General features: G+C 72.9%; 23 protein-coding genes and 1 pseudogene. 18 read left to right on the top strand and 6 right to left on the bottom strand.

The genetic code is table 11. The annotated features are described in order from the left end of the window. Positions 1-118: 118 nt before the first annotated feature. The 5 genes from ACZ6X9_RS15990 to ACZ6X9_RS15970 all read left to right on the top strand — a co-directional run bounded on the left by ACZ6X9_RS15990 (position 119) and on the right by ACZ6X9_RS15970 (position 7746). Positions 119-1315, top strand: coding sequence for a YeiH family protein (locus ACZ6X9_RS15990; protein WP_469778569.1), 1197 nt, complete (start codon positions 119-121; stop codon positions 1313-1315). Positions 1316-1629: 314 nt separating this feature from the next. Beyond that, entirely contained in the window at positions 1630-3114 is a 1485-nt protein-coding gene (locus ACZ6X9_RS15985) for an MFS transporter (protein ID WP_469778568.1), read from the top strand. Positions 3115-4142: 1028 nt separating this feature from the next. Continuing rightward, the gene (locus ACZ6X9_RS15980; protein WP_469778567.1) at positions 4143-5930 is read left to right on the top strand and encodes a DEAD/DEAH box helicase; all 1788 of its coding nucleotides are present in this window, start codon (positions 4143-4145) and stop codon (positions 5928-5930) included. A 327-nt stretch (positions 5931-6257) separates the two neighbouring features. Next, positions 6258-6899, top strand: a complete 642-nt coding sequence (locus ACZ6X9_RS15975; RefSeq protein ID WP_469778566.1) for an IclR family transcriptional regulator — start codon at positions 6258-6260, stop codon at positions 6897-6899. A gap of 43 nt (positions 6900-6942) precedes the next feature. After that, positions 6943-7746, top strand: a complete 804-nt coding sequence (locus ACZ6X9_RS15970; RefSeq protein ID WP_469778565.1) for a hypothetical protein — start codon at positions 6943-6945, stop codon at positions 7744-7746. A 227-nt stretch (positions 7747-7973) separates the two neighbouring features. Here ACZ6X9_RS15970 and ACZ6X9_RS15965 read toward each other — a convergent pair whose 3' ends face one another. After that, positions 7974-8441 carry an Lrp/AsnC family transcriptional regulator gene (locus ACZ6X9_RS15965; protein ID WP_469778564.1) on the bottom strand — a complete coding sequence of 156 codons (468 nt, stop codon included), beginning with the start codon at positions 8439-8441 and terminating at the stop codon, positions 7974-7976. A 121-nt stretch (positions 8442-8562) separates the two neighbouring features. Here ACZ6X9_RS15965 and hppD point away from each other — a divergent pair, with 121 nt between their 5' ends. Next, a complete protein-coding gene (hppD, locus tag ACZ6X9_RS15960; protein WP_469778563.1) occupies positions 8563-9708 on the top strand; it encodes a 4-hydroxyphenylpyruvate dioxygenase in 1146 nt (381 codons plus the stop codon). Between the two features lie 146 nt (positions 9709-9854). Then, positions 9855-11222 carry an FAD-binding oxidoreductase gene (locus ACZ6X9_RS15955; protein WP_469778562.1) on the top strand — a complete coding sequence of 456 codons (1368 nt, stop codon included), beginning with the start codon at positions 9855-9857 and terminating at the stop codon, positions 11220-11222. A 62-nt stretch (positions 11223-11284) separates the two neighbouring features. Here ACZ6X9_RS15955 and ACZ6X9_RS15950 read toward each other — a convergent pair whose 3' ends face one another. Continuing rightward, complete coding sequence (locus tag ACZ6X9_RS15950; protein WP_469778561.1) at positions 11285-11701, bottom strand: SsgA family sporulation/cell division regulator; 417 nt, start codon at positions 11699-11701, stop codon at positions 11285-11287. Positions 11702-11852: 151 nt separating this feature from the next. Between ACZ6X9_RS15950 and ACZ6X9_RS15945 the strand changes: the two are divergent. After that, positions 11853-12224: pseudogene (locus ACZ6X9_RS15945) on the top strand (DUF2510 domain-containing protein); the annotation flags it as partial. Positions 12225-12860: 636 nt separating this feature from the next. On the opposite strand, the gene ACZ6X9_RS15940 reads toward ACZ6X9_RS15945, so the two are convergent. Beyond that, the gene (locus tag ACZ6X9_RS15940) at positions 12861-13226 is read right to left on the bottom strand and encodes a hypothetical protein (protein ID WP_469778672.1); all 366 of its coding nucleotides are present in this window, start codon (positions 13224-13226) and stop codon (positions 12861-12863) included. Between the two features lie 27 nt (positions 13227-13253). Between ACZ6X9_RS15940 and ACZ6X9_RS15935 the strand changes: the two genes are divergently transcribed. Further along, positions 13254-13964, top strand: coding sequence for an RDD family protein (locus ACZ6X9_RS15935; RefSeq protein WP_469778668.1), 711 nt, complete (start codon positions 13254-13256; stop codon positions 13962-13964). A 255-nt stretch (positions 13965-14219) separates the two neighbouring features. After that, entirely contained in the window at positions 14220-14900 is a 681-nt protein-coding gene (locus ACZ6X9_RS15930) for an RDD family protein (RefSeq protein ID WP_469778560.1), read from the top strand. A 37-nt stretch (positions 14901-14937) separates the two neighbouring features. On the opposite strand, the gene ACZ6X9_RS15925 is transcribed toward ACZ6X9_RS15930, so the two are convergent. Then, positions 14938-15204 (bottom strand): hypothetical protein, encoded by a 267-nt coding sequence (locus tag ACZ6X9_RS15925; protein ID WP_469778559.1) that lies wholly within the window; start codon positions 15202-15204, stop codon positions 14938-14940. A 423-nt stretch (positions 15205-15627) separates the two neighbouring features. Between ACZ6X9_RS15925 and ACZ6X9_RS15920 the strand changes: the two genes are divergently transcribed. Next, the gene (locus ACZ6X9_RS15920) at positions 15628-15957 is read left to right on the top strand and encodes a hypothetical protein (RefSeq protein WP_469778667.1); all 330 of its coding nucleotides are present in this window, start codon (positions 15628-15630) and stop codon (positions 15955-15957) included. 111 nt (positions 15958-16068) lie between these two features. Here the strand turns inward: ACZ6X9_RS15920 and ACZ6X9_RS15915 are convergent, their stop codons facing one another. Together ACZ6X9_RS15915 and ACZ6X9_RS15910 are read right to left on the bottom strand one after the other, a co-directional pair. Further along, complete coding sequence (locus tag ACZ6X9_RS15915; RefSeq protein WP_469778558.1) at positions 16069-16656, bottom strand: isochorismatase family protein; 588 nt, start codon at positions 16654-16656, stop codon at positions 16069-16071. Positions 16657-16973: 317 nt separating this feature from the next. Further along, positions 16974-18302 carry a nicotinate phosphoribosyltransferase gene (locus tag ACZ6X9_RS15910; protein WP_469778557.1) on the bottom strand — a complete coding sequence of 443 codons (1329 nt, stop codon included), beginning with the start codon at positions 18300-18302 and terminating at the stop codon, positions 16974-16976. Between the two features lie 169 nt (positions 18303-18471). Here ACZ6X9_RS15910 and clpS point away from each other — a divergent pair, with 169 nt between their 5' ends. The 7 genes from clpS to ACZ6X9_RS15875 all read left to right on the top strand — a co-directional run bounded on the left by clpS (position 18472) and on the right by ACZ6X9_RS15875 (position 23609). Then, entirely contained in the window at positions 18472-18774 is a 303-nt protein-coding gene (clpS, locus tag ACZ6X9_RS15905; protein ID WP_223771435.1) for an ATP-dependent Clp protease adapter ClpS, read from the top strand. Continuing rightward, complete coding sequence (locus ACZ6X9_RS15900) at positions 18774-19379, top strand: DUF2017 domain-containing protein (protein ID WP_469778556.1); 606 nt, start codon at positions 18774-18776, stop codon at positions 19377-19379. Before clpS ends, ACZ6X9_RS15900 begins: the two co-directional genes overlap by 1 nt. A gap of 409 nt (positions 19380-19788) precedes the next feature. Further along, the gene (locus ACZ6X9_RS15895; RefSeq protein WP_469778555.1) at positions 19789-21264 is read left to right on the top strand and encodes an amino acid permease; all 1476 of its coding nucleotides are present in this window, start codon (positions 19789-19791) and stop codon (positions 21262-21264) included. Positions 21265-21426: 162 nt separating this feature from the next. Then, a complete protein-coding gene (locus ACZ6X9_RS15890; RefSeq protein ID WP_469778554.1) occupies positions 21427-21849 on the top strand; it encodes a M67 family metallopeptidase in 423 nt (140 codons plus the stop codon). 178 nt (positions 21850-22027) lie between these two features. Then, positions 22028-22315 carry a MoaD/ThiS family protein gene (locus ACZ6X9_RS15885; protein ID WP_469778553.1) on the top strand — a complete coding sequence of 96 codons (288 nt, stop codon included), beginning with the start codon at positions 22028-22030 and terminating at the stop codon, positions 22313-22315. 2 nt (positions 22316-22317) lie between these two features. Then, a complete protein-coding gene (locus ACZ6X9_RS15880) occupies positions 22318-23268 on the top strand; it encodes a PLP-dependent cysteine synthase family protein (protein WP_469778552.1) in 951 nt (316 codons plus the stop codon). 134 nt (positions 23269-23402) lie between these two features. Further along, positions 23403-23609 carry a hypothetical protein gene (locus tag ACZ6X9_RS15875; RefSeq protein ID WP_469778551.1) on the top strand — a complete coding sequence of 69 codons (207 nt, stop codon included), beginning with the start codon at positions 23403-23405 and terminating at the stop codon, positions 23607-23609. Positions 23610-23619: the final 10 nt, after the last annotated feature.

Below are 23619 nucleotides of genomic sequence, written 5' to 3'. Positions count from 1 at the left end.
CCGGGCGGCGGGACGGTGCGGGGGACGGCCGGATCACGCAGATGATCGGGTCATATAGGTTTTACCGGTTGTATCGGTTGTATCGGCCGGAATGGGAAGAGCAGGGGGAGCAGCCGTCATGGCGGTGATCAACGCGCGGCCGGGCGATGCCCGCACCGGAACGGCCGCCGCGCCCCCCGGCACACTCCCCGGCCTGGTCATGGCGGTCCTCGGCGTCGCCCTCGCCTGGACGGTCCACCGGCTGGTCCCCGCCGTGCCCATGCTCACCGCGGCCGTCGTGCTCGGCATCACCGCCGCCCACCTGCCGGGGGTCAAGGCCCGGGTGCGGGGCGTCGGACGGCCGGGGCTGACGTTCGCCGGGAAGCGGCTGATGCGCGTGGGCGTCGTGCTCCTCGGGCTGAAGCTGAGCATCGGCGATGTGCTCGGGGTCGGCTGGGCGACGGTGGCGATGGTGCTCGCCGTCGTCACGGCCACCTTCTTCGGCACGCTCTGGCTCGGCCGCAAGCTCGGCCTGCGCGGCGACCAGCCGCTGCTGATCGCGACCGGTTATTCGATCTGCGGGGCCTCCGCGATCGGGGCGGTCAGCGAGGTGTCGGGCAGTGATGAGGAAGACGTCGCCACGTCCGTCGCCCTCGTCACGCTGTGCGGGACGCTCGCCATAGCCGTGCTGCCGCTGCTGCACCACCCGCTGGGGCTGGACGACACCCAATTCGGGCGCTGGGTCGGCGCGGGCGTGCACGACGTCGGCCAGGTCGTGGCGACCGCGCAGACGGCCGGGCCGGCGGCGCTCGGCGAGGCCGTCCTGGTGAAGCTGATGCGGGTGGCGCTGCTGGCTCCGCTGGTCGCGGCCGTCGCCGTCTCCGTCAGCCGGCGGCGGGCCCATGCGCGGGCGGCTTCGGCCGCCGGCAAGGCGCTCGCCGGCAAGGCCGCCGCCGGCCGGGGACCCACCGCGAGGACGCCCGACGGGAGGCAGGCGTCCGCCGCCGAGACCTCCGCCGCCGAGACCTCCGCCGCCGAGGCCCCCGCCCACCATGCCACCGCCGACCAGGGGAAGCGGCCCCCGCTCATCCCCCTGTTCGTCCTCGGCTTCCTCGCCATGGTCGCCGTGCGCAGCACCGGGGCCGTCCCGGGCGCGGTGCTCGACGGCGCGCAGCACGCCCAGGAACTGCTGCTCGCCGCAGCCCTGTTCGGGCTGGGCAGCGCGGTCCACCTGCCTTCGCTGGTACGGACCGGGGGGCGGGTGGCGGCGCTGGGGCTGTGCTCGTGGGTGGTGATCGCGGGCGTGTCCTACGCGGGTGTCCTGCTGACGGCGTGAGGGGCACGCACAGTCCCCGCGTGACGGTGTCGGGGGGCCCTGGCTGGAGGGTTCAGAAGACTCCCCGAGTGACGGCCCCGGCGAGGCCCCGCGAGCCGGCCTCGGCAAGTCCCCGCGAGCCGGTGTCGGGGGGCCTCGCGGGGACGATTCGGGAGATTCCCCGCGTGACGGTCCCGGTGAGCCCCCGAGAGCCGGCCTCGGCAAGCCCCCGGCTTCCGGGGCCCGTGTGACTCCGGAGGTAGGGCGAAGGGACGAGGACGAACCGGTTCCGCGGTCAGAGGCGGTCCGGGCGTCCCCTGCCTACGCTCCCTGACATGAGCACCGCCGACTCCATACCCCCTCCGCCGGGCCCCGCGTCCCCGTCCCCCTCCCCTTCGCCCGCCCCCGGGTCCGCGTCCCCCGCGCCCCCGCCGGACGACGAAGGCGGTGTGCTCGGCCGCCGCTACCGGGGTCTCACCTTCGGCATCATCTCCGTCATCTCGCTCATCGCCTTCGAGGCCAGCGCGGTCAGCACGGCCATGCCCATCGCCGCCCGCGCGCTCGACGGCATCGGCCTCTACGCCTTCGCGTTCTCGGCCTACTTCACGGCGAGCCTGTTCTCCATGGCGCTCTCGGGGGAGTGGAGCGACCGTTCCGGTCCGCTCGCGCCGCTGTTCACCGGGATCGCCGCGTTCGGCACCGGACTGGTCCTCGCGGGCTGCTCGCAGAACATGTGGATGTTCGTCGGCTCCCGCTTCGTGCAGGGGCTGGGCGGCGGCCTGGTGGTCGTCTCGCTGTACGTGGTCGTGGGCCGCGCCTATCCGGAGCGGCTGCGGGCGAAGATCCTCGCCGCGTTCTCGGCGGCCTGGGTGGTCCCGGTGCTGGTCGGCCCGGTGGTCGCGGGGTCGGTCGCCGAGCGGCTGAGCTGGCGCTGGGTGTTCCTGGCGATCCCGGTGCTGATCCTGCTGCCGCTGTTCGTCATGCTGCCGGCCCTGCGGAAGCTGCCGCGGACCGACCGGGGCGGCGCCGTCGACCGGCGGCGCGTCCTGCTCGCCCTGGCCGTCGCGGCCGGCGCCGGGCTGCTCCAGTACGCCGGGCAGGACCGCAGTTGGCTCGCCCTGGTCCCGGCCGTCGCCGGGCTGGCGCTGCTCGCGCCGTCCATCGTCCGGCTGGTCCCCAGGGGCACGTTCCGGGCGGCGCGCGGGCTGCCGTCCGTGGTGCTGCTGCGCGGCGTCGCGGCCGGTGCCTTCCTCGGCGCGGAGAGCTTCATTCCGCTGATGCTGGTCACCGAGCGCGGCCTGTCCGCCACGGCCGCCGGCCTCTCGCTGACCGGCGGCGGACTCGCCTGGGCCCTCGGCTCGTTCACCCAGAGCCGCTCGGGGCTGGAGCGGCACCGGCACCGGCTGATGGGCCTGGGCATGGTGCTCGTCGCGGTGTCCGTCGCCATGGTGCCGCTGGTGCTGGCCGACGGGGTGCCGGTCTGGCTGGTGGCCGTCGCCTGGATCGTCGGCGGCTACGGCATCGGTCTGACGATCTCCAGCAGCGGCATCCTTGTCCTGTCCCTGTCCCGCCCGGGCGAGGAGGGCGTCAACTCCGCCGCCCTCCAGCTCTCCGACGCCCTCGGCAACATCGTCCTCGTCGGGGCGGGCGGCGTCCTCTTCGGCGCCTTCGGCGGCGGGACCGTGGCCGCGGAGGGCGACGCGGCCGAGGCGGCGGCCCCGCCGGCCGCCTTCGTCTCCGTCTACGTGACGCTGGCGGCGGTGGCCCTGGCCGGTGCCTGGATCACGACCCGGCTGCGGCCGGCGGCGGAGGCCGGGTGACCGCTCTGGGGATACGCGAGAGGGGCCAGGAGTCGAAAACCGGTACCACGCCCGCCCCTTGAAGCTGCCGTGCGGTCGTCGTGTCCCTGGTCCTCCGCCTCGACGACGACCGCACGGTCACCCTCCGCGAGCACGCCCGCCGGGAAGGCGCCCCCCCAACGGGCCGCCACCCCGCGCGCGGTGGACGAGCACCCGTCCGCGACCGGCCGCCGGGCCCGCGACCGGCCGCCGGGCCCGCGGCCGGTGGCCGGTCGGGCGGCCAGGCGGAGAGCCGGCGCGAGCTCCCGGACCGGCCCCCACGTGACGACCGCCCCGACGGACGACCTGACCCCCGACGGACGACCCGGCCTCCGACGGACGACCCGGCCCCCGACGAACGACCCGCCCCCCGAGGAGGCTTCGCCCCCCGAGGAGGTCCCGCCCCCGAGGGCGCCCCGCCCGTGGCCGGCCGCGCCCGCGCCGGCGACACCGAGGCCGTCGTCCGCGACATCCGGGGGACCGGCGCCGGCCCCGCACCGCCCGGCGGGGGGAGAGAGAAGGGGGGAGACGTGCGGGCACGAGATGTACCCGGACCGCCCGGCAAGGCCGCGTCGCTGTCGCGAGAGCCGGAGGCCGGCCGCCCGCCGGTCGTCGGGGGCGAACGCACCGCGCCTGGCCTGCCCGCGCGATACTCCTCGCCCCGCGCGGGGTGGAGCCCCGCCGGGACGCCGACGCCGCCGAGCGGCTCGTCCTCGACGTCACGGCGGGCCGGGCGCGCGACGTGGCGGAAGTCTCACGCCGGCCGCGGGAGCCGGTCGCCGGCCGACGGGCAGGCGGCCCCGGACCCCGGAACCGCCCGGCCACCAGCGGGTCCGCCACGTCCGGCCGCGGCCCGTCGCCGGCCCGTACGAAACCGTCCGGAATCGGTCATGAACGTCCGGAACCGTCCGCGCGCCCGCCGACGCGGACGGTCTCGTCCCGGCCCCCGGTAGGCTGACGCGGTTGTCGTTTGTCGATTTCTCAAGGCCCCGATCCAGCCGACGGAGACCGTGACTACCACCACAGCCAACCACCATCTCTCGCCCGCCTTCCCCGGCCGGGCCCCTTGGGGTACCGCGAACAAGCTGCGCGCCTGGCAGGAGGGCGCGATGGGGAAGTACATCCAGGAGCAGCCGCGCGACTTCCTCGCCGTCGCCACCCCCGGCGCCGGCAAGACCACCTTCGCGCTCACCCTCGCGTCCTGGCTGCTGCACCACCACGTCGTCCAGCAGGTGACCGTCGTCGCACCGACCGAGCACCTGAAGAAGCAGTGGGCGGAGGCCGCCGCCCGCATAGGCATCAAGCTCGACCCGGAGTACAGCGCGGGCCCGCTGGGCCGCGAGTACCACGGCGTCGCCGTGACGTACGCGGGTGTCGGCGTACGTCCGATGCTGCACCGCAACCGGTGCGAACAGCGCAAGACGCTCGTGATCCTGGACGAGATCCACCACGCCGGTGACTCCAAGTCCTGGGGCGAGGCGTGCCTGGAGGCGTTCGAGCCGGCCACCCGGCGGCTCGCTCTCACCGGCACGCCGTTCCGTTCCGACACCAACCCCATCCCGTTCGTCACCTACGAGGAGGGCAACGACGGAATCCGGCGGTCCGCCGCCGACTACACCTACGGCTACGGCAACGCCCTCGCCGACGGCGTCGTCCGCCCGGTCATCTTCCTCTCCTACAGCGGCAACATGCGCTGGCGCACCAAGGCCGGCGACGAGCTGGAGGCGCGGCTCGGCGAGCCGATGACCAAGGACGCGATCAGCCAGGCGTGGCGCACCGCGCTCGACCCGCGCGGCGACTGGATGCCCAACGTGCTGCGCGCCGCCGACCGGCGGCTCACCGAGGTCCGCAAGAGCATCCCGGACGCGGGCGCCCTGGTCATCGCCTCCGACCAGGACTCGGCCCGCGCCTACGCCAAGCTGCTCCGGGAGATCACCGGCGAGGGCGCGACGGTCGTCCTCTCCGACGACTCGGGTGCCTCGCAGCGCATCGACGACTTCGCGGCGGACGACTCCCGCTGGATGGTCGCCGTCCGCATGGTGTCCGAGGGCGTGGACGTGCCCCGGCTCGCGGTCGGCGTCTACGCGACGACGATCTCGACGCCGCTGTTCTTCGCGCAGGCGGTCGGCCGCTTCGTGCGGTCGCGGCGGCGCGGCGAGACGGCGTCGGTCTTCCTGCCGACCATCCCCATGCTGCTGAGCTTCGCCAACGAGATGGAGGTGGAGCGCGACCACGTCCTCGACAAGCCCAAGAAGGAGGGCGAGGAGGACCCCTACGCCGAGTCCGAGAAGGAGCTGGCGGAGGCGGAGAAGCAGCAGGACGAGGACACCGGCGAGCAGGACATGCTCCCCTTCGAGGCTCTGGAGTCGGACGCGGTCTTCGACCGGGTGCTGTACAACAGCGCCGAGTTCGGCATGCAGGCGCACCCCGGCAGCGAGGAGGAGCAGGACTACCTCGGCATCCCCGGGCTGCTGGAGCCGGAGCAGGTGCAACTGCTGCTGCAGAAGCGGCAGGCGCGGCAGATCGCGCACAGCAGGCGGAAGCCCGACGAGGAGGCCGACCTGCTGGAGATGCCGGCCGAGCGCCGGCCCGTCGTGACGCACAAGGAGCTGCTGGAGCTCCGCAAGCGGCTGAACTCCCTGGTCGGCGCCTACGCGCACCAGAGCGGCAAGCCGCACGGCGTGATCCACACCGAGCTGCGCCGCACCTGCGGCGGCCCGCCGAGCGCCGAGGCCACGGCCGGACAGCTCAACGAGCGCATCAAGAAGGTGCGCGAGTGGGCGACGCGCATGAAGTGACCTGACGGCCCGGGCCGGCGGTCCGGGCCGACGGTCCGGGCGCCCGCGGGGGAGCACGACGGCCGGTACACCGATCGTCTCTTGCTCAATTACTCTGCGCGGCGCCCGGATTGTGGGCAGACTCTTCCGGAGAGCGGACCGGCTCGCTACCGTGCCGGTCACGTACACGCCCCGTGGCAGCGCCGCCGCGGAGCGCGGCCGGTGGTATGCGTCAAGGAACGTATGCGTCAAGCGACCCGGCGGCCTCTCCTCGCGCGCTGCCGGACGGGACCGGAAGCGCAACCCCACCGCGACGAGAGCCCGCCTTTCATCGGAGGAGGGGGCGTCGTGACCGCGGAGACTTCGCAGACGCTCGACAGAGGACTGCGTGTCCTGAAACTGCTCGCCGAGACCGATCACGGGCTGACCGTCACCGAGCTGGCCACCCGGCTCGGCGTCAACCGCACGGTCGTCTACCGGCTGCTCGCCACGCTGGAGCAGCACGAACTCGTCCGACGGGACATCGGCGGCCGGGCCCGCGTCGGGCTCGGCGTCCTACGGCTCGGACGCCAGGTGCACCCGCTCGTCCGGGAGGCCGCGCTGCCCGCGCTGCGGGCGCTCGCCGAGGACGTCGGGGCCACGGCCCACCTCACGCTCGTCGACGGCGCGGAGGCGCTGGCCGTCGCCGTCGTCGAGCCGACCTGGACCGACTACCACGTCGCCTACCGCGCCGGGTTCCGACACCCCCTGGACCGCGGCGCGGCCGGCCGGGCGATACTGGCCGCCCGCGCGGGCGAGGTCGACAACCCCGGGTACGCCCTCACCCACGGCGAACTGGAGACGGGGGCGAGCGGCGCCGCCGCGCCGCTGCTCGGCGTGAGCGGCATCGAGGGCAGCGTCGGGGTCGTCATGCTCACCGACACCGTGCCGCACCGGGTCGGGCCCCGGGTGATGGAGGCGGCGAAGGAGGTGGCCGACGCGCTCCGGTGAGGCCGCGGGTCCCGGTGGTGCGGTGGTGAACTAGATTCGCGGTATGCCACTTCCGTCTCCGTCCGCGTGGTCCCGCCGCACCCGGGCCCTCGCCCTCTGCGCCGTGCCCGTCCTGGCGCTGCTCGTGACCGCCGCGTTCGCACCGCTGCCGTTCACGATCGCAAGACCCGGCTGGACGGTGAACGTCCTCGGCGACCACCAGGGCAAGCCGGTGATCACCGTCAGCGGCGCCGAGGCCCGGCGGACCAGCGGCCAGCTCCGCATGGTCTCGATCATCGCGACCGGGCCGGACGCGGAGGTCACCCTGCCCGAGGTCGCCTCGGACTGGTTCCGCACGGACCGGACGGTGATGCCGCACGACTCCGTCTTCCCGCCCGGGAAGTCCGACAAGGAGACGGAAGAGCACAACGTCGAGGAGATGAAGAAGTCGCAGGACTCGGCCGTGCGGGCCGCTCTGCGCCACCTCCACCGGTCGCCGTCCGAGGTGAAGGTCAGTCTGAGCCTGGGGGACATCGGAGGGCCCAGCGCCGGGTTGATGTTCACCCTCGGCATCATCGACAAGCTGGATGGAGACGGGCGCGGCGGTGATCTCACCGGCGGGCGGACGATCGCCGGGACCGGGACGATCGATCCCGACGGGACGGTGGGGCCGGTGGGCGGTGTCGGGCTGAAGGTGCAGGCCGCCGGGCGGGATGGGGCCGGGGTCTTCCTTGTGCCGAAGGCGCAGTGTGCGGAGGCTTCGGCGGGGGCGCCTTCCGGCTTGCGCCTTGTTCCGGTGCGGAAGCTCGGGGATGCGGTGGAGTCGTTGCGGGCGTTGGAGTCGGGGGGCTCGGTGCCGCGTTGCTGACGCGGTGTAGTTGCCCCGGCCCCTCCCCCAGAGGGGGCACCCCCACTTCACCGTTTCTTGCGGGGGCGAGCCCCCGCGTCCCCGAAACCGCGCTCCGCACGGTTGTCCTCAAGCGCCGGACGGGCTGATATAGCCCGTCCGGCGTTTGAGGACGAGCGGCGGAGCCGCGACAAGGGGGGGCCGGGGCGCAGCCCCGGGAAACGGCGAAAGGGCGGGGTCGGGGCCCCTCACCCCCCGGCCGCCTGCCGCACCAGCGGGATGATTCGCAAAGGCACCGCGTTCTCCATCACGATCGCCGTGGAAGCCCGCACGATCCCCTCGATCCCCACCACCTTGTCGATCACCCGCTGCAAGTCCGCGTTGGACCGCGCGACCAGCCGGCACAGCATGTCCCCGTGCCCGGTGATGGTGTGCAGCTCCAGCACTTCCGGCACCCCCGCCAGATGCGAGCGCACATCAGGCCCCTCGCCCTGCTTGATCTCCAAGGTGGCGAAGGCCGTCACGGGATAGCCCAGGGCCGCCGGGTCCACGTCCGGCCCGAAGCCGCGGATGACGCCCTGGGAGAGCAGCCGGTCCAGCCGGGCCTGGACGGTGCCGCGGGCCACCCCCAGCCGCCGGGAGGCCTCCAGGACGCCGATGCGCGGCTCCTGTGCCAGCAGTTCGATCAGCCTGCCGTCCAAACGATCGATCGCCATAGCCGACCCCTCGTAGTCACCATGTACAGAACGCCCGGCGGTTCCGGGGGCCCACTGGGCAGATTGCCCAGTGAACACGGAAACTATTGCGCACCTTGTGGATCGGCGAGACGCTGCGCGTATGACGCAGACCACAGATCACACCTTTGACACCGCTCGGCAGGCCGACCCCTTCCCGGTCAAGGGGATGGACGCGGTGGTCTTCGCCGTCGGAAACGCGAAGCAGGCCGCGCACTACTACTCCTCGGCCTTCGGCATGAAGCTGGTCGCCTACTCCGGACCGGAGAACGGCAGCCGGGAGACGGCGAGTTACGTCCTGGAGTCGGGCGGCGCCCGGTTCGTGCTCACCACGGTCATCAAGGCCACCACCGAGCGCGGCCGCTTCCTGGCGGAGCACGTGGCCGAGCACGGCGACGGTGCCGTGGACCTGGCGATCGAGGTGCCGGACGCCCGCGCCGCCTACGCCTACGCGGTCGAGCACGGCGCGCGGGGCCTGGAGGAGCCGTACGAGCTGAAGGACGAGCACGGGACCGTCGTCCTCGCCTCCATCGCCACCTACGGCCAAACCCGTCACACCCTGGTGGACCGCTCCGGTTACAACGGCCCGTACCTGCCCGGCTTCGTCGCCGCCGAGCCGATCGTGGCGCCGCCCGCCAAGCGCAACTTCCAGGCCATCGACCACTGTGTCGGCAACGTCGAACTCGGCCGCATGGACGAGTGGGTGGAGTTCTACCACCGGGTCATGGGCTTCACGAACATGAAGGAGTTCGTGGGCGACGACATCGCCACCGAGTACTCCGCGCTGATGTCCAAGGTCGTCGCGGACGGCACCCGGAAGGTGAAGTTCCCGCTCAACGAGCCGGCGATCGCGAAGAAGAAGTCGCAGATCGACGAGTACCTGGAGTTTTACGGCGGCCCGGGCCTCCAGCACATCGCCCTCGCCACCAACGACATCGTCACCACCGTGCGGCAGATGAAGGCGGCCGGCGTTCAGTTCCTGGACACCCCGGACAGCTACTACGACACCCTCGGCGAGTGGGCCGGCGAGACCCGGGTGCCCGTCGAGACGCTGCGCGAGCTGAAGATCCTGGTGGACCGCGACGAGGACGGCTACCTGCTCCAGATCTTCACCAAGCCGGTCCAGGACCGCCCGACCGTCTTCTTCGAGATGATCGAGCGCCATGGCTCCATGGGCTTCGGCAAGGGCAACTTCAAGGCCCTCTTCGAGGCCATCGAGCGCGAGCAGGAGAAGCGCGGCAACCTCTGAGCCACCCCCGGGAGCCTGAGCCCACCCCCGGGAACCTCCGACCAACCCCCCACCGGCGCGGTCCCGCCCTCCCACCGGCGGGGCCGCGCCGCGCCCGCGCGGTCCGCGATCTACCCCCGGCCGTGGCTGGGTGGGAAGGTGAACGCATGGGCGATCTGATCAGTCTCCTGCGCGAAGGGCTCCCGGACGCGGCGGTCCTCACCGATCCCGACGTCACCGCCTCCTACGCCAACGACATGGCGGGCTTCTGTCCCGCCGGCGCACCCGCCGCCGTCGTCCTGCCCCGCACCGTGGAGCAGGTGCGGCACGTGATGCGGACCGCGACCGCGCTCCGCGTCCCCGTCGTCCCGCAGGGCGCCCGCACCGGGCTGTCGGGCGCGGCGAACGCCGTCGACGGCTGCGTCGTGCTGTCGCTGGTCAAGATGGACCGGATCGTGGAGATCGACCCGGTCGAACGCATCGCCGTCGTCGAACCGGGCGTCGTCAACGCCGTGCTCTCCCGCGCCGTCGCCGAGCACGGGCTGTACTACCCGCCGGACCCGTCGAGCTGGGAGCAGTGCACCATCGGCGGCAACATCGGCACCGCCTCCGGCGGCCTGTGCTGCGTCAAGTACGGCGTCACGGCGGAGTACGTGCTCGGGTTGGACGTCGTCCTCGCCGACGGCAGGCTGCTCACCACCGGCCGTCGCACCGCCAAGGGCGTCGCCGGGTACGACCTGACCCGGCTGTTCGTCGGCTCCGAGGGCAGCCTCGGCATCGTCGTCCGGGCCGTGCTCGCCCTGCGGCCCGCGCCGCCGCCGCAGCTCGCGCTCGTCGCCGAGTTCCCGTCCACCGCCACGGCCTGCGAGGCGGTCCGCCGGATCATGGCGAGCGGGCACGCGCCCTCGCTGCTGGAGCTGATGGACCGCACCACGGTCCGGGCCGTCAACGCGTACACGGGCATGGGCCTCCCGGAGTCCACCGGGGCACTGCTCCTCGCCGCCTTCGACACCCCGGACCCCCGCCCGGACCTCGCCGCCGTCGGCGAGGTGTGCACCGCGGCCGGGGCCACCGACGTCGTCCCCGCCGACGACCCGGCCGAGTCCGAACTCCTGCTTCAGGCGCGGCGGGTGTCGCTGCCCGCCCTGGAGCGGCTGAGCGCCGCCACCATGATCGACGACGTGTGCGTTCCGCGCGGGCGCCTCGCCGCGTTCTTCGACGGCACCGCCGCCATCGCCGACCGGCACGGCCTCACCATCGGCGTCTGCGCCCACGCAGGTGACGGCAACACCCACCCCGTCGTCTGCTTCGACCCCGCCGACGAGGACGAGGCGCGCCGCGCCCGGGAGTCGTTCGACGAGATCATGGCGCTCGGGCTGGAGCTCGGCGGGACGATCACCGGGGAGCACGGTGTGGGGCTGCTGAAAAAGGAGTGGCTGGCGCGGGAGGCCGGGCCGGTGGCGATGGAGATGCAGCGGGGGATCAAGGCGGTGTTCGATCCACTGGGGATCCTCAATCCCGGCAAGGTGTTCTGAGGGGTACAAGGTGTTCCGGGGCGGTACGGGGACCGGGCCCGGCCCCCGTACCGCCGCTCCTCTCAGGCCCCCTGCGCCAGCAACTCCCGCAGCCCCTCGTCCAGTCCGAGCAGTGCACGCTCCGCCCCCAGCGGCACCAGCCGCAGGGTGCCGGCCAGCCAGCCCGCTACCTCCTCCGCCGGCGCCTGGAGCAGCGCCTCGCCGTCCGGCGAGGTCAGCCCCACGCAGACGACCGACCGTCCCCCGCTCCGCGCGGGCCACACGCGGACGTCGCCCGTACCGCTGGCACGGCGCAGCCCCTCCGTCAGCAACTCGCGCCCGAAGGTCCAGTTGACCGGCTCGTCCGACGTCACATGGAAGGAGATCCGCACGGCGTACGGATCCTCCGCCCGGTAGTGCAGCCGGGCCGGCACCGGAACACGGTGCCCCGGCGACAGCACCAGGTCGATCTCCAGGTCTCGTTCCACCACGGAATACATGAAGTGCGCCCTCTCGCTCCGTTCCAGTGCCCGGTGCGCGGTCTCTCGCGAACCGGGTCCGCACTGAACAGAGCGGACCGGCCCCGGGTCATGACGCGACTTCGCACCGCCTCCTCGCCTGCTCGCGCGTCTCACCCTCCACACCACCCGCATGCGGCACCGCGCGGTCTTCCCGGTCGCACGTGTGAGTGGTTCCGTCGGCAACGCATCCCATGGAGGAATGCCGTCTGGTAGACCTGTTGGCCGCGCCCCGGGTTGTCTTTTGCGCATAGATGTCACAGGGAACGCGCCCGCAGTCGCGAGCACGGGCACCGGAGCGGTACACAGGACACCACGCCAGTGCGGCAGACTGCCTGACATCCCAGCAGGGCCGAACAGATACGGGACACCGGAGACCATGAGCGCACCCATCCCGGGATCCGCCGGCAGCAGCCCCGGCGCCGGCTTCTACCCGGACCCGTCCATCCCCGGCTACATCCGCTACTGGAGCGGCACCGCCTGGGTCCCCGGGACGAGCCGGCCCGCGCCCGCCGCCGGCGAACCGCTGCCCGCGCCGCCGCCCGGTCAGCCTGCCGTGGCGCCGCCGCCCGTCGTGCCCTCCGTGCCGCACGGCCCGGGCCCGGGCGGACCGCGGCGGGGCGGCGCGCCGTCGACGGACGAGACGGGGCCGGTGTTCCTGGACGAGGAGCCGGTGCGGGGGACGGCGTCCGGCTCCGGCGATGACCGTGCTGTTCGAGAGCCCCGTGCGTCCGGCGAGGTTCGCGACGTTCGTGACGCCTGGGGCGGCGGGAGCGGCGGAGCGGACGGCCGCGCCGCAGGGAGCGGTTACGGGGCCGGCTACGACCGGGGGTACGGCGGTGGCGTGCCGTCGATGCCCGAGGCGCGTGGCGGCTGGGGCGGTGACGGACCCACGGCGGAACGGTCTGTTCCGGGTACCCGTGACCCCCGCCCGGCCGAGCCCGCCGGTCCGCGGGCCGGCGGCGGCACGGTCGACCTCGGAGGACGCGGGGGACGGCAGACCGGCCGCCCCGCGCACGACCCGTCCGGTGGTGAGCCCCGGCGGCCGGGCGAGGAGGCGTGGCGGCCGGACGCCGAGGACTGGCGGCGGGAGCCCGACCCGACGCCCCGGCCGGTGACGGCACACCCGCTTCCGCAGCAGTCACAGCCCCAGTCCCCGCCCCAGCCTCAGCCCCAGGCGCAACCCCAGCCTCGGGCTCAGGTGCCGCTTCGGTCTCCGGCCGGGCAGCAGGGGCGAGGTCAGGGGCAGGGTCAGGGCCAGGCCCAGGGGTCGGCGCAGGCCGTTCCGGGCCTCTCGCCCTACGCGGGGTGGACGCCGCAGGAACAGCCCCGGCAGCCCGAGCAGCCCAGGCACCCCCGTCAGCCTCAAGCCCAGCCGCCGGCCCAGCCTGCCCACCAGCACCAGGCCCAGCCGCATCACCCGTCCCCGCACGCACAACAGCCCGTCCACCCAGCGACCCCGCAGCGACAGCGGCAACCGCAGGCCCAGCCGCAGCCGCAGGTCCACCAGCAGCCACAGGCACAGTCCCTGCCCGTGCAGCAGACGGCCGCCGCCCCGCAGCCGGTTGCTTCCGCCCCGCAGCCCGCCCCCGCCTCGCAACCGGCGTCCGCCGCGCAGCCCCTCCCCGCCCAGCAGCCCCTCCCCGCCCAGCAGGCGCCGCCGGCCCAGCAGCCCGCGCCCGGCCGTGACGTCGCGGCGCCCGCGCCGTGGAAGCCGCCGGCGGAGAACCCGTTCCTGCTCGCGGCCCGGCAGGAGGGCCGTCCGGCGGGGCTCGGACGGCGCCTCGCGGCCCGGCTGGTCGACACGGTCGTGCTCGGCGGTGCCGTCGCCGCCGTCGCGGTGCCGCTCTGGAACAAGGCCGTCAGCCACATCGACGAGAAGGTGGACCGGGCCAAGCGCTCCGGCGAGACCGTCACCGTCTGGCTCCTCGACGGCACCACCGGCACGTACCTCGCCATCGTCCTCGCCGCGCTCCTGCTCGGCGGTGTGCTCTACGAGGTGCTGCCGACCTCCGCCTGGGGCCGTACCCCGGGCAAGAAGCTGTGCGGCGTGCGCGTCCTGGACATCGAGTCGCACGACACCCCGCCGTTCCGCTCCGCCCTCCGCCGCTGGCTGGTGTACAGCCTGCTGGGCGTGGCCGTCGTCGGGGTGCTCAACGTGGTGTGGTGCCTGTTCGACCGCCCCTGGCGGCAGTGCTGGCACGACAAGGCGGCCCGCACCTTCGTCGCGTCGGGCCGGAGCTGAACACCGGACGGGACGCCGGAACCGGGCGCCTGACCGGAGCGGGACCGGACGCCGCAGCCGAACGCCGGGGCCGGACGCCGGACGGGACGCCTGACCGGCCGCCGCAGCCGGACACTGCGGCGGAACCCCGGGCCCGATCCCGGGCCCAATCCCGGGCGCCCGCCCCGCCCCGCCCCGACGCCGATCCGTCCCCGAGGCAACTCGAACGGCATACGGTCGGATGCGGCGCCCCGCGCCCCGAGGTGTACTCGGGCCATGAGCACGGACCAGCCGCAGGACAACGACCCGTTCGGCAAGAAGCCGCCGGAGGACCTTCCGCCGTACGGGGGAGCGCCCGGCGGCGGCCCGCCCGCCGGCGGGCCCTACGGGGGCGGCCAGTACGGATCCGGACCCCGCCCCGGTGGCCCCTACGACGCCGGAGGGCCGCCTCCGCCCGGCGGCCCGGGGAACCCCTACGGGGACGGGTACGGCGCGGCGGACCCGCTGGCCGGCATGCCGCCGCTCGCGAGCCGTTTCAAACGGCTGCTCGCGCGGATCGTCGACTTCCTGATCGTCTTCGTCCCGGTCAGCCTGATCTACTCGGCCTTCTTCTGGAACCACTGGGATCCGGCCGAGGACAACACCAAGAACACCGGTCTCAGCGTCCTCGTCGCGATCGTCTACTTCCTCTACGAGGGCCTGATGCTGACGGCCCGTGGGCAGACGGTCGGCAAGATGGCGACGGGCATCCGCGTCGCGATGCTGGAGGACGGCGCCGTGCCGCGGAGCGCCGCGGGCTGGATCCGGGCCGCCGTCTACTGCCTGCCCTGGATCGTGCCCTGCTGCGGACCGCTTTTCTGGCTGGTCAACGTTCTCTGGTGCACCTGGGACAAGCCCTATCAGCAGTGCATCCACGACAAGTCGGCCAAGACGGTGGTGGTTTCGGCGGTGCGGTGAGCGCTCACCGCGGGCAGCGCTCGGCGAGCCGGCGCGCTCACCGCAGTGAGTGCTCGCCCACCCGCGCGCCCGCCGGCCGCGCCCCGGCGGTCCGGCGTACGGAAGGCTCCACCGCCGCCGCCCGTGGACTCCGGCGCGCGCCGGGCACGAGCGCGGCCACGAGCAGGCCGAGCGCCAGCGCGCCCAGGGCGACGACGGCGATCCCGACGCCCGAACCCGTCCGCGTCAGCAGCAGCATGACGAGGGTCGAGAGAACAACGGTGGCCGAGCCGTAAACGATCTGTGCTGACGTCGGACGCGGCATGACGGAATCCGTCCTCGGGGGGATGGTGGGGTGCAGAGCCGACAGGTACGTACCGCAAAAAGACTCTACGGTCCTCTCTGCCCTAGGGGAACGGCCGGTAAGCACCCCCTTGCCCACCGTCCCGAGGCGTGAGAGGCACGGGGAGCGACCGGCTCGCCCGGGGGGTGGAACGAACGCGCCCGCGTGTCCGCCCGCCGCGGGCGCCCCCACTACTGACAGCCACCCCGCCCCGGCCGGAGGGCGCGGACGGCCGCCGGGGCGCGGGAGCCCGCAAGATCGCCGCAGTGCCGGGTAAACCTCCAGGTCAGAGCCGTATTTCCGGATTTCCCTGGCGGGTCGTCGCCGATCGGGGTTGGATGCGTGAGGGGCGTTTTCTTATTGACACGGATACCGACTCGGAGTGCTCCACGGAGGGTGATGCGGATGGCCGGCGGCGGTTTCGTCAAGCTCCCGGACGGCAGTGTGGTCGTCGCCCTGTCCTTGCCCAGTCCGCCCGGCGGTGAGGCGCGTCCGGGGTCGCGGGTACGCGTCCTGGTGCACGCCGCGAACCGTCAGCGGGCCCTCACCCGGGTGCGGAATCTCGGCCTCCGGGCGGTCTTCCTGCGCGGGAACAGCGAACCGCCGACTCCGGACGAGGTGAGCGCGGCGCTCCACCACCCGGACGGGCTGGTGTGGCGGTCGGCCCCGGAGGACGAGACGGAATGGTGGCATCCGATAGCGCGGCTGCTCCGCCGCCCGGCCGGGGCCGCCTGAGGACCCGGCCCTGGGGCCGGCAGCGCGGGCGCAACCGCGTGCGCCCGCGCACGGGTGCGAACGGAGGCGCACACCCCCGCAGGGGGCCGCGGAGGGACCGGACGGGCCCGCTCAGCCCACCACGGGCTTCCCCACCAGCTCCACGCCCGCCCCCCGCAGCTCCTCCAGGGCGGCGTCGACCGTCTCCCGCGCCACACCGGCCGTCAGGTCCAGCAGGACGGTGGTGACGAACCCCTGCCGGCGCGCGTCCAGCGCGGTCGCCCGGACGCAGTGGTCGGTGGCGATGCCCACCACGTCGACCTCGGTCACGCCCCGGGCGTGCAGCCAGTCGGCGAGGCCGGTGCCGTTCTCGTCCGCGCCCTGGAAGGCGCTGTAGCCGGCCGCGTAGGCGCCCTTGTCGAACACGGCGCCGATCGCGCCCGAGGCGATGGCGGGCGCCAGGTTGGGGTGGAAGCCGCTGCCCTCGGTGCCGGCCACGCAGTGGACGGGCCAGGAGTCCACGTAGTCCGGATGGTCCGAGAAGTGGTCGCCGGGGTCGATGTGCATGTCGCGGGAGGCGACGATGTGGGCGTAACCGGCGGTGGCCTCGGCCACCAGGTCGGTTATCGCCGCCGCCACGTCGGCGCCGCCCGCCACCGCGAGGGCGCCGCCCTCGCAGAAGTCGTTCTGCACGTCGACGATGATCAGTGCACGGTTCATGGCGCTTGATCCTTTACGGAAGGGCCCTCGGCCGACGATGCGGACGACGCTGCTGAATCGACTGTTCCGGTACGGTCCGGTGCTCCCGGGACGCCCGGTGCGCCGGTGACGGTGTGCCACGGACGGGACCGCGGCGGCTGCGCTGCTGTTCGACTCTCTGTGACCGAGGGTAGTGAGTCCCCTGGGACGGGGGGAGGGGCACAGGGGGCGGTCGGAGGTACGCCGACGGTGCGTCGGCGACGGCCCGGCCCCCTCGGTGGCCCGCCGGGGCCCCTACGGGACGGGGCGAGGCCCCTGGGGGCCGTGCGGGGCCTCGCTCAGACGTACTCCGTGGGCAGCACCGGCTCGCCCTTCGACAACTGTGTGGCGGAGAGCGGCAGCCCGCCGCGGGCGGCGATGTGCCGGTCCCGGGCCGCGTCGAGGGGCTCCCGGGCGACGACCTCGCCGCCCCGGACGAGCTCCACGAGCAACTGCCGCCCCGCCAGCTCCTCCGGCACCGGCCCGGTGCCGACGACCTCGGCCTCGGCGACGCCGTCCGCGTCGGTGCGCCGGGCGGCCCACTTGCGTCCGCCGAGCGACATCTTGCCGCCCATCGACTTCTTCGCGACCGGCCGCAGCGGGGCGTCCCGGTCCGCCGAGTCGGCGCGGGCGACCAGCTTGTAGACCATCGAGCAGGTGGGGTGGCCGCTCCCGGTCACCAGTTGGGTGCCGACGCCGTAGGCGTCCACCGGGGCGGCGGCCAGCGAGGCGATGGCGTACTCGTCCAGGTCGCTGGTCACGACGATCTTCGTCTTGTGGGCGCCCAGGTCGTCGAGCTGCTGGCGCACCCGGTGGGCGAGCAGCAGCAGGTCGCCGGAGTCGATGCGGACGGCGCCGAGCTCCGGCCCGGCGATCTCGACGGCCATCCGGACCGCCTCCGTCACGTCGTAGGTGTCGACGAGCAGCGTGGTGCCGCCGCCCAGCGAGTCGACCTGCGCGCGGAACGCGTCGCGCTCGCTGTCGTGCAGCAGGGTGAAGGCGTGCGCGCTGGTGCCGACGGTCGGGATGTTGTAGCGGAAGCCGGCGGCGAGGTCGGAGGTGGTGGCGAAGCCGCCCACGTAGGCCGCGCGGGCCGCGGCGACGGCGGCCAGTTCGTGGGTGCGCCGGGCGCCCATCTCGATCAGCGGGCGGCTGCCGGCCGCGACCGCCATCCGGGAGGCCGCGGCGGCCACCGCGGAATCGTGGTTGAGGATCGAGAGGATCACCGTCTCCAGCAGCACGCACTCGGCGAAGCTGCCCTCGACCCGCATGATCGGCGAACCGGGGAAGTACACCTCGCCCTCGGGGTAGCCGAAGATGTCGCCGCGGAAGCGGTAGTCCGCCAGCCAGTCCAGGGTGGGCGCGTCCACGATGCCGCGGTCGGCGAGGAACTCCAGGACGCCGGGGTCGAAGCGGAAGTTCTCGACGGCGTCCAGGACGCGGCCGGTGCCGGCGACGACGCCGTACCGGCGGCCCTCGGGCAGCCGGCGGCTGAAGACCTCGAACACCGACCGCCGGCCCGCGGTCCCGGCGCGCAGCGCGGCCTGCACCATCGTGAGTTCGTACCGGTCGGTGAAGAGCGCCGTCGACGGCACAGCCACCGGCAGCCCCAGGTCCGCAGCGTTCACTTGGTCCTACCTCGCATTCCCGTTCTGGCGTCGTCCGGATGCTACCGCGAATACTCGTCAGAGTGACGATTTCAGGGGGCCGTTTGTGCGCCGGGAGCCGCGAAGTGGCAGCATGGGAAGTGCGTATGGACCGCCGTGTCCCGACGGAGAAGCGAGGCGTGGAGCGGGCGTGAGTGTGGCACCTGTCGAGATCGAGCGTCCGGAGACGGGCGAATCCCCCTTCGCCGTGACCGAACCGGACGTTCCCTGGGTCACCCTGGTCCACAACGACCCCGTGAACCTCATGAGCTATGTCACCTACGTCTTCCAGGCGTACTTCGGTTACTCCAAGGACAAGGCCCGCAAACTGATGCTCGACGTCCATCACAAGGGCCGCGCCACGGTCTCCAGCGGATCGCGCGAGGAGATGGAGCGCGACGTGCAGGCCATGCACGGCTACGGCCTGTGGGCGACGCTGTCGCAGGACCGTTGATGTCCGGCCACTTCGAGCCGCTGCCCGGCGGCGGGGCGGCCGTCGCCCTGGACGAGATCGAGATCTCCATCCTGCGCAACCTGACCGTGCAGCTCCTGGAGCTGATCGGCCCCGGGGACGGGCCCGCGGAAGCGGACGAGGACCCGCTGGCGCGCCTCTTCGCCGAGGGGCCCAGCGAGCCGCCCGCCGACCCGGCGCTCGCCCGCCTCTTCCCGGACGCCTACGGCACCCCCGGCGCCGAGCAGGACGAGCAGGCCCGCGCGTACGCCGCCGAGTTCCGCCGCTACACCGAGAACGACCTGCGCGCCCGCAAGCGCGAGGACGGCCTGGCGGTCGTCCGCTCGCTGGACGGTCTCTCCGCCTCGGACGGCCCCGACGGCGGCGCCGCCGTGCTCCGGCTCTCCCCTGAGGGCTCCCGGCAGTGGCTGGGCACCCTCAACGACCTCCGGCTGACCATCGCCGCCCGGCTGGAGATCACCGACGAGGACGAGAGCGACGCCCTGTTCCGACTGCCGGACGACGATCCGCGCAAGCCGATGGTGATGGCCTACCTGTGGCTGGGCGGCCTCCAGGAGACGCTGATCGAGACGCTGGGCCCCCGCTAGCCCGCCCCCGCGCTCACCGCGGCCGGGGCGCTCCGGCCCGGGGCACCGGCCACGGTCCGTGGCCTCGGGTCTGCGGTCTCGGGTCCGGCCTCGGGTCTGCGGCCTGTACGGACGATCTCCGTCCGCTTTCCGGGTAAGAGTGTCCGCATAACGATCGCATTACCGCAGTGGGGTACACGCCCCTGAATACGGCGTTTGCCCCGCTTCGGCTGTGGCCTGCGGCACATTCGAACTGGCGATCTACGTATTACCCGTGATAAATCTTCACGACCTGCATCCACCGACGCCACCCATGTCGTGGAGCGGGAGCGCTATAGCCGACCGACCGTCGGCACGTGCAGGACTCCATCCGGGGGGATCGGAACCCGATCCGGACGATCCGGATCGGTATGGAGAAAGGCGTTCCACCATGACCTCTGAGCAGGTCGCGGACCGCGACGCCGGCGAGGCCGGCGAGCGGGACGGAAGCGGCGAAGCTTCCGAGGGTTACCAGCGGGGGCTGGGCAACCGACAGATCCAGATGATCGCCATTGGTGGCGCCATCGGCACCGGGCTCTTCCTCGGCGCCGGCACGGCCATATCCAAGGCCGGACCGAGTCTCATCCTGGCTTACGCGATAGCGGGCCTGGTCATCTTCTTCATCATGCGGGCGCTCGGCGAGCTCCTCATGTACCGCCCGGTCTCGGGCTCCTTCTCGGACTACGCCCGTGAGTTCCTCGGGCCGTTCTGGGGCTATGTGACCGGCTGGACCTACTGGCTGTTCTGGGTCGTCACCGGCATCACCGAGGTGACCGCGGCGGCCAAGTACGTGCAGTACTGGGACAAGGACATCCCCCAGTGGGCCTCGGCCCTGGTCTTCACGGCCGTCCTCTACCTGGCCAACCTGATCTCCGTGAAGCTCTTCGGCGAGCTGGAGTTCTGGTTCTCCATGGTCAAGGTCACCGCCATCATCGGCATGATCCTGATCGGCGTCGGCGTCATCACCCTCGGGTTCTCCGACGCCGGTGACACCGCGTCCTTCTCGCAGCTCTGGTCGCACGGCGGGTTCTTCCCCAAGGGCATCGGCGGCACGCTGATGACGCTGCAGATCGTCATGTTCGCCTTCCTCGCCGTCGAGCTCGTCGGCGTCACCGCGGGCGAGGCGGCCGACCCCAAGAAGACGCTGCCCAAGGCCATCAACACCGTGCCGTGGCGCATCGCCGTCTTCTACCTGGGTGCGCTGATCATCATCCTGTCGGTGGTGAGCTGGACCGTCTTCGAGCCGGGCGTCAGCCCGTTCGTCGAGGCGTTCGCCAAGATCGGCCTGCCGGCCGGTGCCGGAATCGTCAACTTCGTGGTCCTCACCGCGGCGCTGTCCTCCTGCAACTCCGGCATGTACTCCACCGGCCGCATGCTGCGCGACCTGTCCCTCAACGGCCAGGGCCCGAAGTTCTTCGCCGCCCTGACCAAGCGCGGCCTGCCGCTGCGCGGCACCACCGTCTCCGCGGCGTGCATGCTCGTCGGTGTCTGGATCAACTACCAGTGGCCGGGCAAGGCGTTCGAGTACGTCGTCTCCTTCGCGACCATCTCCGGCATGTGGGCCTGGATCATGATCCTGGTGGCCCAGCTCCGCTACCGCCGCAAGGCCGACCGGGGCGAGCTGCCGCAGTCGGAGTTCAAGGCCCCCGGAGCGCCCTGGACGAGCCTCTTCGCCCTCGCCTTCATCGGCATGGTGATCGTGCTGATGGGCATCGACAAGGACTCGCGGATCTCGCTGTACTGCGCGCCCGTCTGGGCCGCGATCATGGCCGTGTCGTACTTCGTGCTCAAGGCCCGCAACCCGCAGGCCTTCGAGCGCAAGGACTACTCGGCCGCCGCGCGGGAAAGCGTCGACCAGGCCGCCTGACGCCGGCGTTCCGCCGGGCCACGGGCCCGCCCGCACCCTCCCCCCTGGTGCGCGGCGGGCCCGTCGCGTTTCCGGCGGTGCGGCCGGTACGGGAACGGACGGCGAGTGGCGTCCGTCACGACCCCGGCGGGGCCCCGCGCGCCCCGACCTATGCTGGCCCGCATGCTGACGCTCACCCAGGCCCTGTACGACCGGATCGTCGGGCACGCCCGCGCCGACCACCCCGACGAGGCGTGTGGTGTGGTCGCCGGCCCGGCCGGCAGCGACCGCCCGGAGCGGTTCATTCCCATGCTCAACGCCGCCCGCTCGCCCACGTTCTACGAGTTCGACTCCACCGATCTCCTCAAGCTGTACCGCGAGATGGACGACCGCGACGAGGAGCCGGTGGTCATCTACCACTCGCACACCGCCACCGAGGCGTACCCGTCCCGCACCGACGTCTCGTACGCCAACGAGCCGGGCGCCCACTACGTGCTGGTCTCCACGGCCGACACCGACGGCTCCGGCCCCTTCCAGTTCCGCTCGTTCCGGATCGTGGCCGGGGAGATCACCGAGGAGGAGGTCCGGATCGTCGCGGCGTACTGAGCGGTGGCCCGGCCGTCCCGGCACCTGGGACGGGCCGTCCCGCCCACCGGGACGACCTTGGGGGAGCGGGGCGGGGAATCGATAGCATGCGCCCACGGTTGTCCCGGGGGAACACCCGTTCCGTCCCCGCGTCCCGGACGTCCCGAACGCCTCTCCGCATCCGACGAGGAGCACCACCATGGCCATCGAGGTACGCATCCCGACCATCCTCCGGACCTACACCGACGGCGCGAAGGCCGTCGAGGGCGCCGGGGCCACGATCGACGAGCTCTTCAAGAACCTGGACGCCCGCCACCCGGGCATCCGCGAGCGGCTGGTGGACGAGCAGGCGGGCGGCGCGCTGCGCCGGTTCGTCAACGTCTACCTGAACGACGAGGACGTCCGCTTCCTGGCCGGCCTGGGCACCGAACTCGCCGACGGCGACAGCGTCACCATCCTCCCGGCGGTCGCCGGCGGGGCGGACTAGGCATGCGCTACGACAGCCCGCTGGCCGCGGTCGGCGACACCCCGCTGGTCCGACTGCCCCGGCTGTCCCCCTCCGGGGACGTCCGGATCTGGGCGAAGCTGGAGGACCGCAACCCCACCGGCTCCGTGAAGGACCGCCCCGCCCTGCACATGATCGAGCAGGCGGAGAAGGCCGGCCGGCTGACCCCCGGCTGCACCATCCTGGAGCCCACCTCGGGCAACACCGGCATCTCCCTGGCCATGGCCGCCCGCCTCAAGGGCTACCGCATCGTCTGCGTGATGCCGGAGAACACCAGCGAGGAGCGGCGTCACCTGCTGACGATGTGGGGCGCCGAGATCGTCTCCTCGCCCGCGGCCGGCGGATCGAACACGGCCGTGCGCGTCGCCAGGGAACTGGCCGCCGAACACCCCGACTGGGTGATGCTCTACCAGTACGGGAACCCGGACAACGCCGGTGCGCACTACGCCACCACCGGCCCCGAGATCCTCGCCGATCTCCCCGGGATCACCCACTTCGTGGCCGGTCTCGGCACCACCGGAACCCTGATGGGCGTCGGCCGCTACCTGCGCGAACACGTCCCGGACGTGCAAATCGTCGCCGCCGAACCGCGCTACGACGACCTCGTCTACGGCCTGCGCAACCTCGACGAGGGGTTCGTTCCCGAGCTCTACGACGCGACGGTCCTCACCACCCGCTACTCCGTCGGCTCCGAGGACGCCGTGCGCCGCACCCGCGAACTCCTCGCCGAAGAGGGCATTTTCGCGGGCGTCTCCACCGGCGCCGTACTGCACGCCGCGCTCGGCGTCGCACGGAAGGCCCAACGGGCCGGAGAATCCGCCGACATCGTCTTCATCGTGGCCGACGGCGGCTGGAAGTACCTCTCCACCGGCCTCTACACCGCGCCCACCACCGAGGCCGCGGTGGCGGCGCTGCACGGGCAGCTCTGGGCCTGAGGCCCCGCCCGGCACGCGCCCGGGCGGCGGGGGAGACTGCCTCTACCGATGTTGGCGACCGGCTGACATCATCCCGTGGGAGACGAACGTGACCTGTCCCGTATGCGGATCTTCGGACATGAGGCAACTCAACAATGGAAACTGGCAGTGCGGAAACTGCGGCGCAGTCACGGCTGGATAAGGCGGCCTGGGACGCGCTCGCCCCGGAGACGCGTGAACGGCTGGCGGCCGTGATGTCGCCGGAGGAGTTCACGGTGACCGCCGGAAGCGAGGAGTCCGCCGAACGCTTCCGCCGTTTCATGGACACCCTCGACCGGGCCGAGCGGATCCGGCCGCTCTAGCGGCCCGCCG

The sequence above is a fragment of the Streptomyces sp. NPDC052910 genome, assembly GCF_055585605.1.
This window is presented reverse-complemented; position numbering and strand designations above follow the sequence as displayed.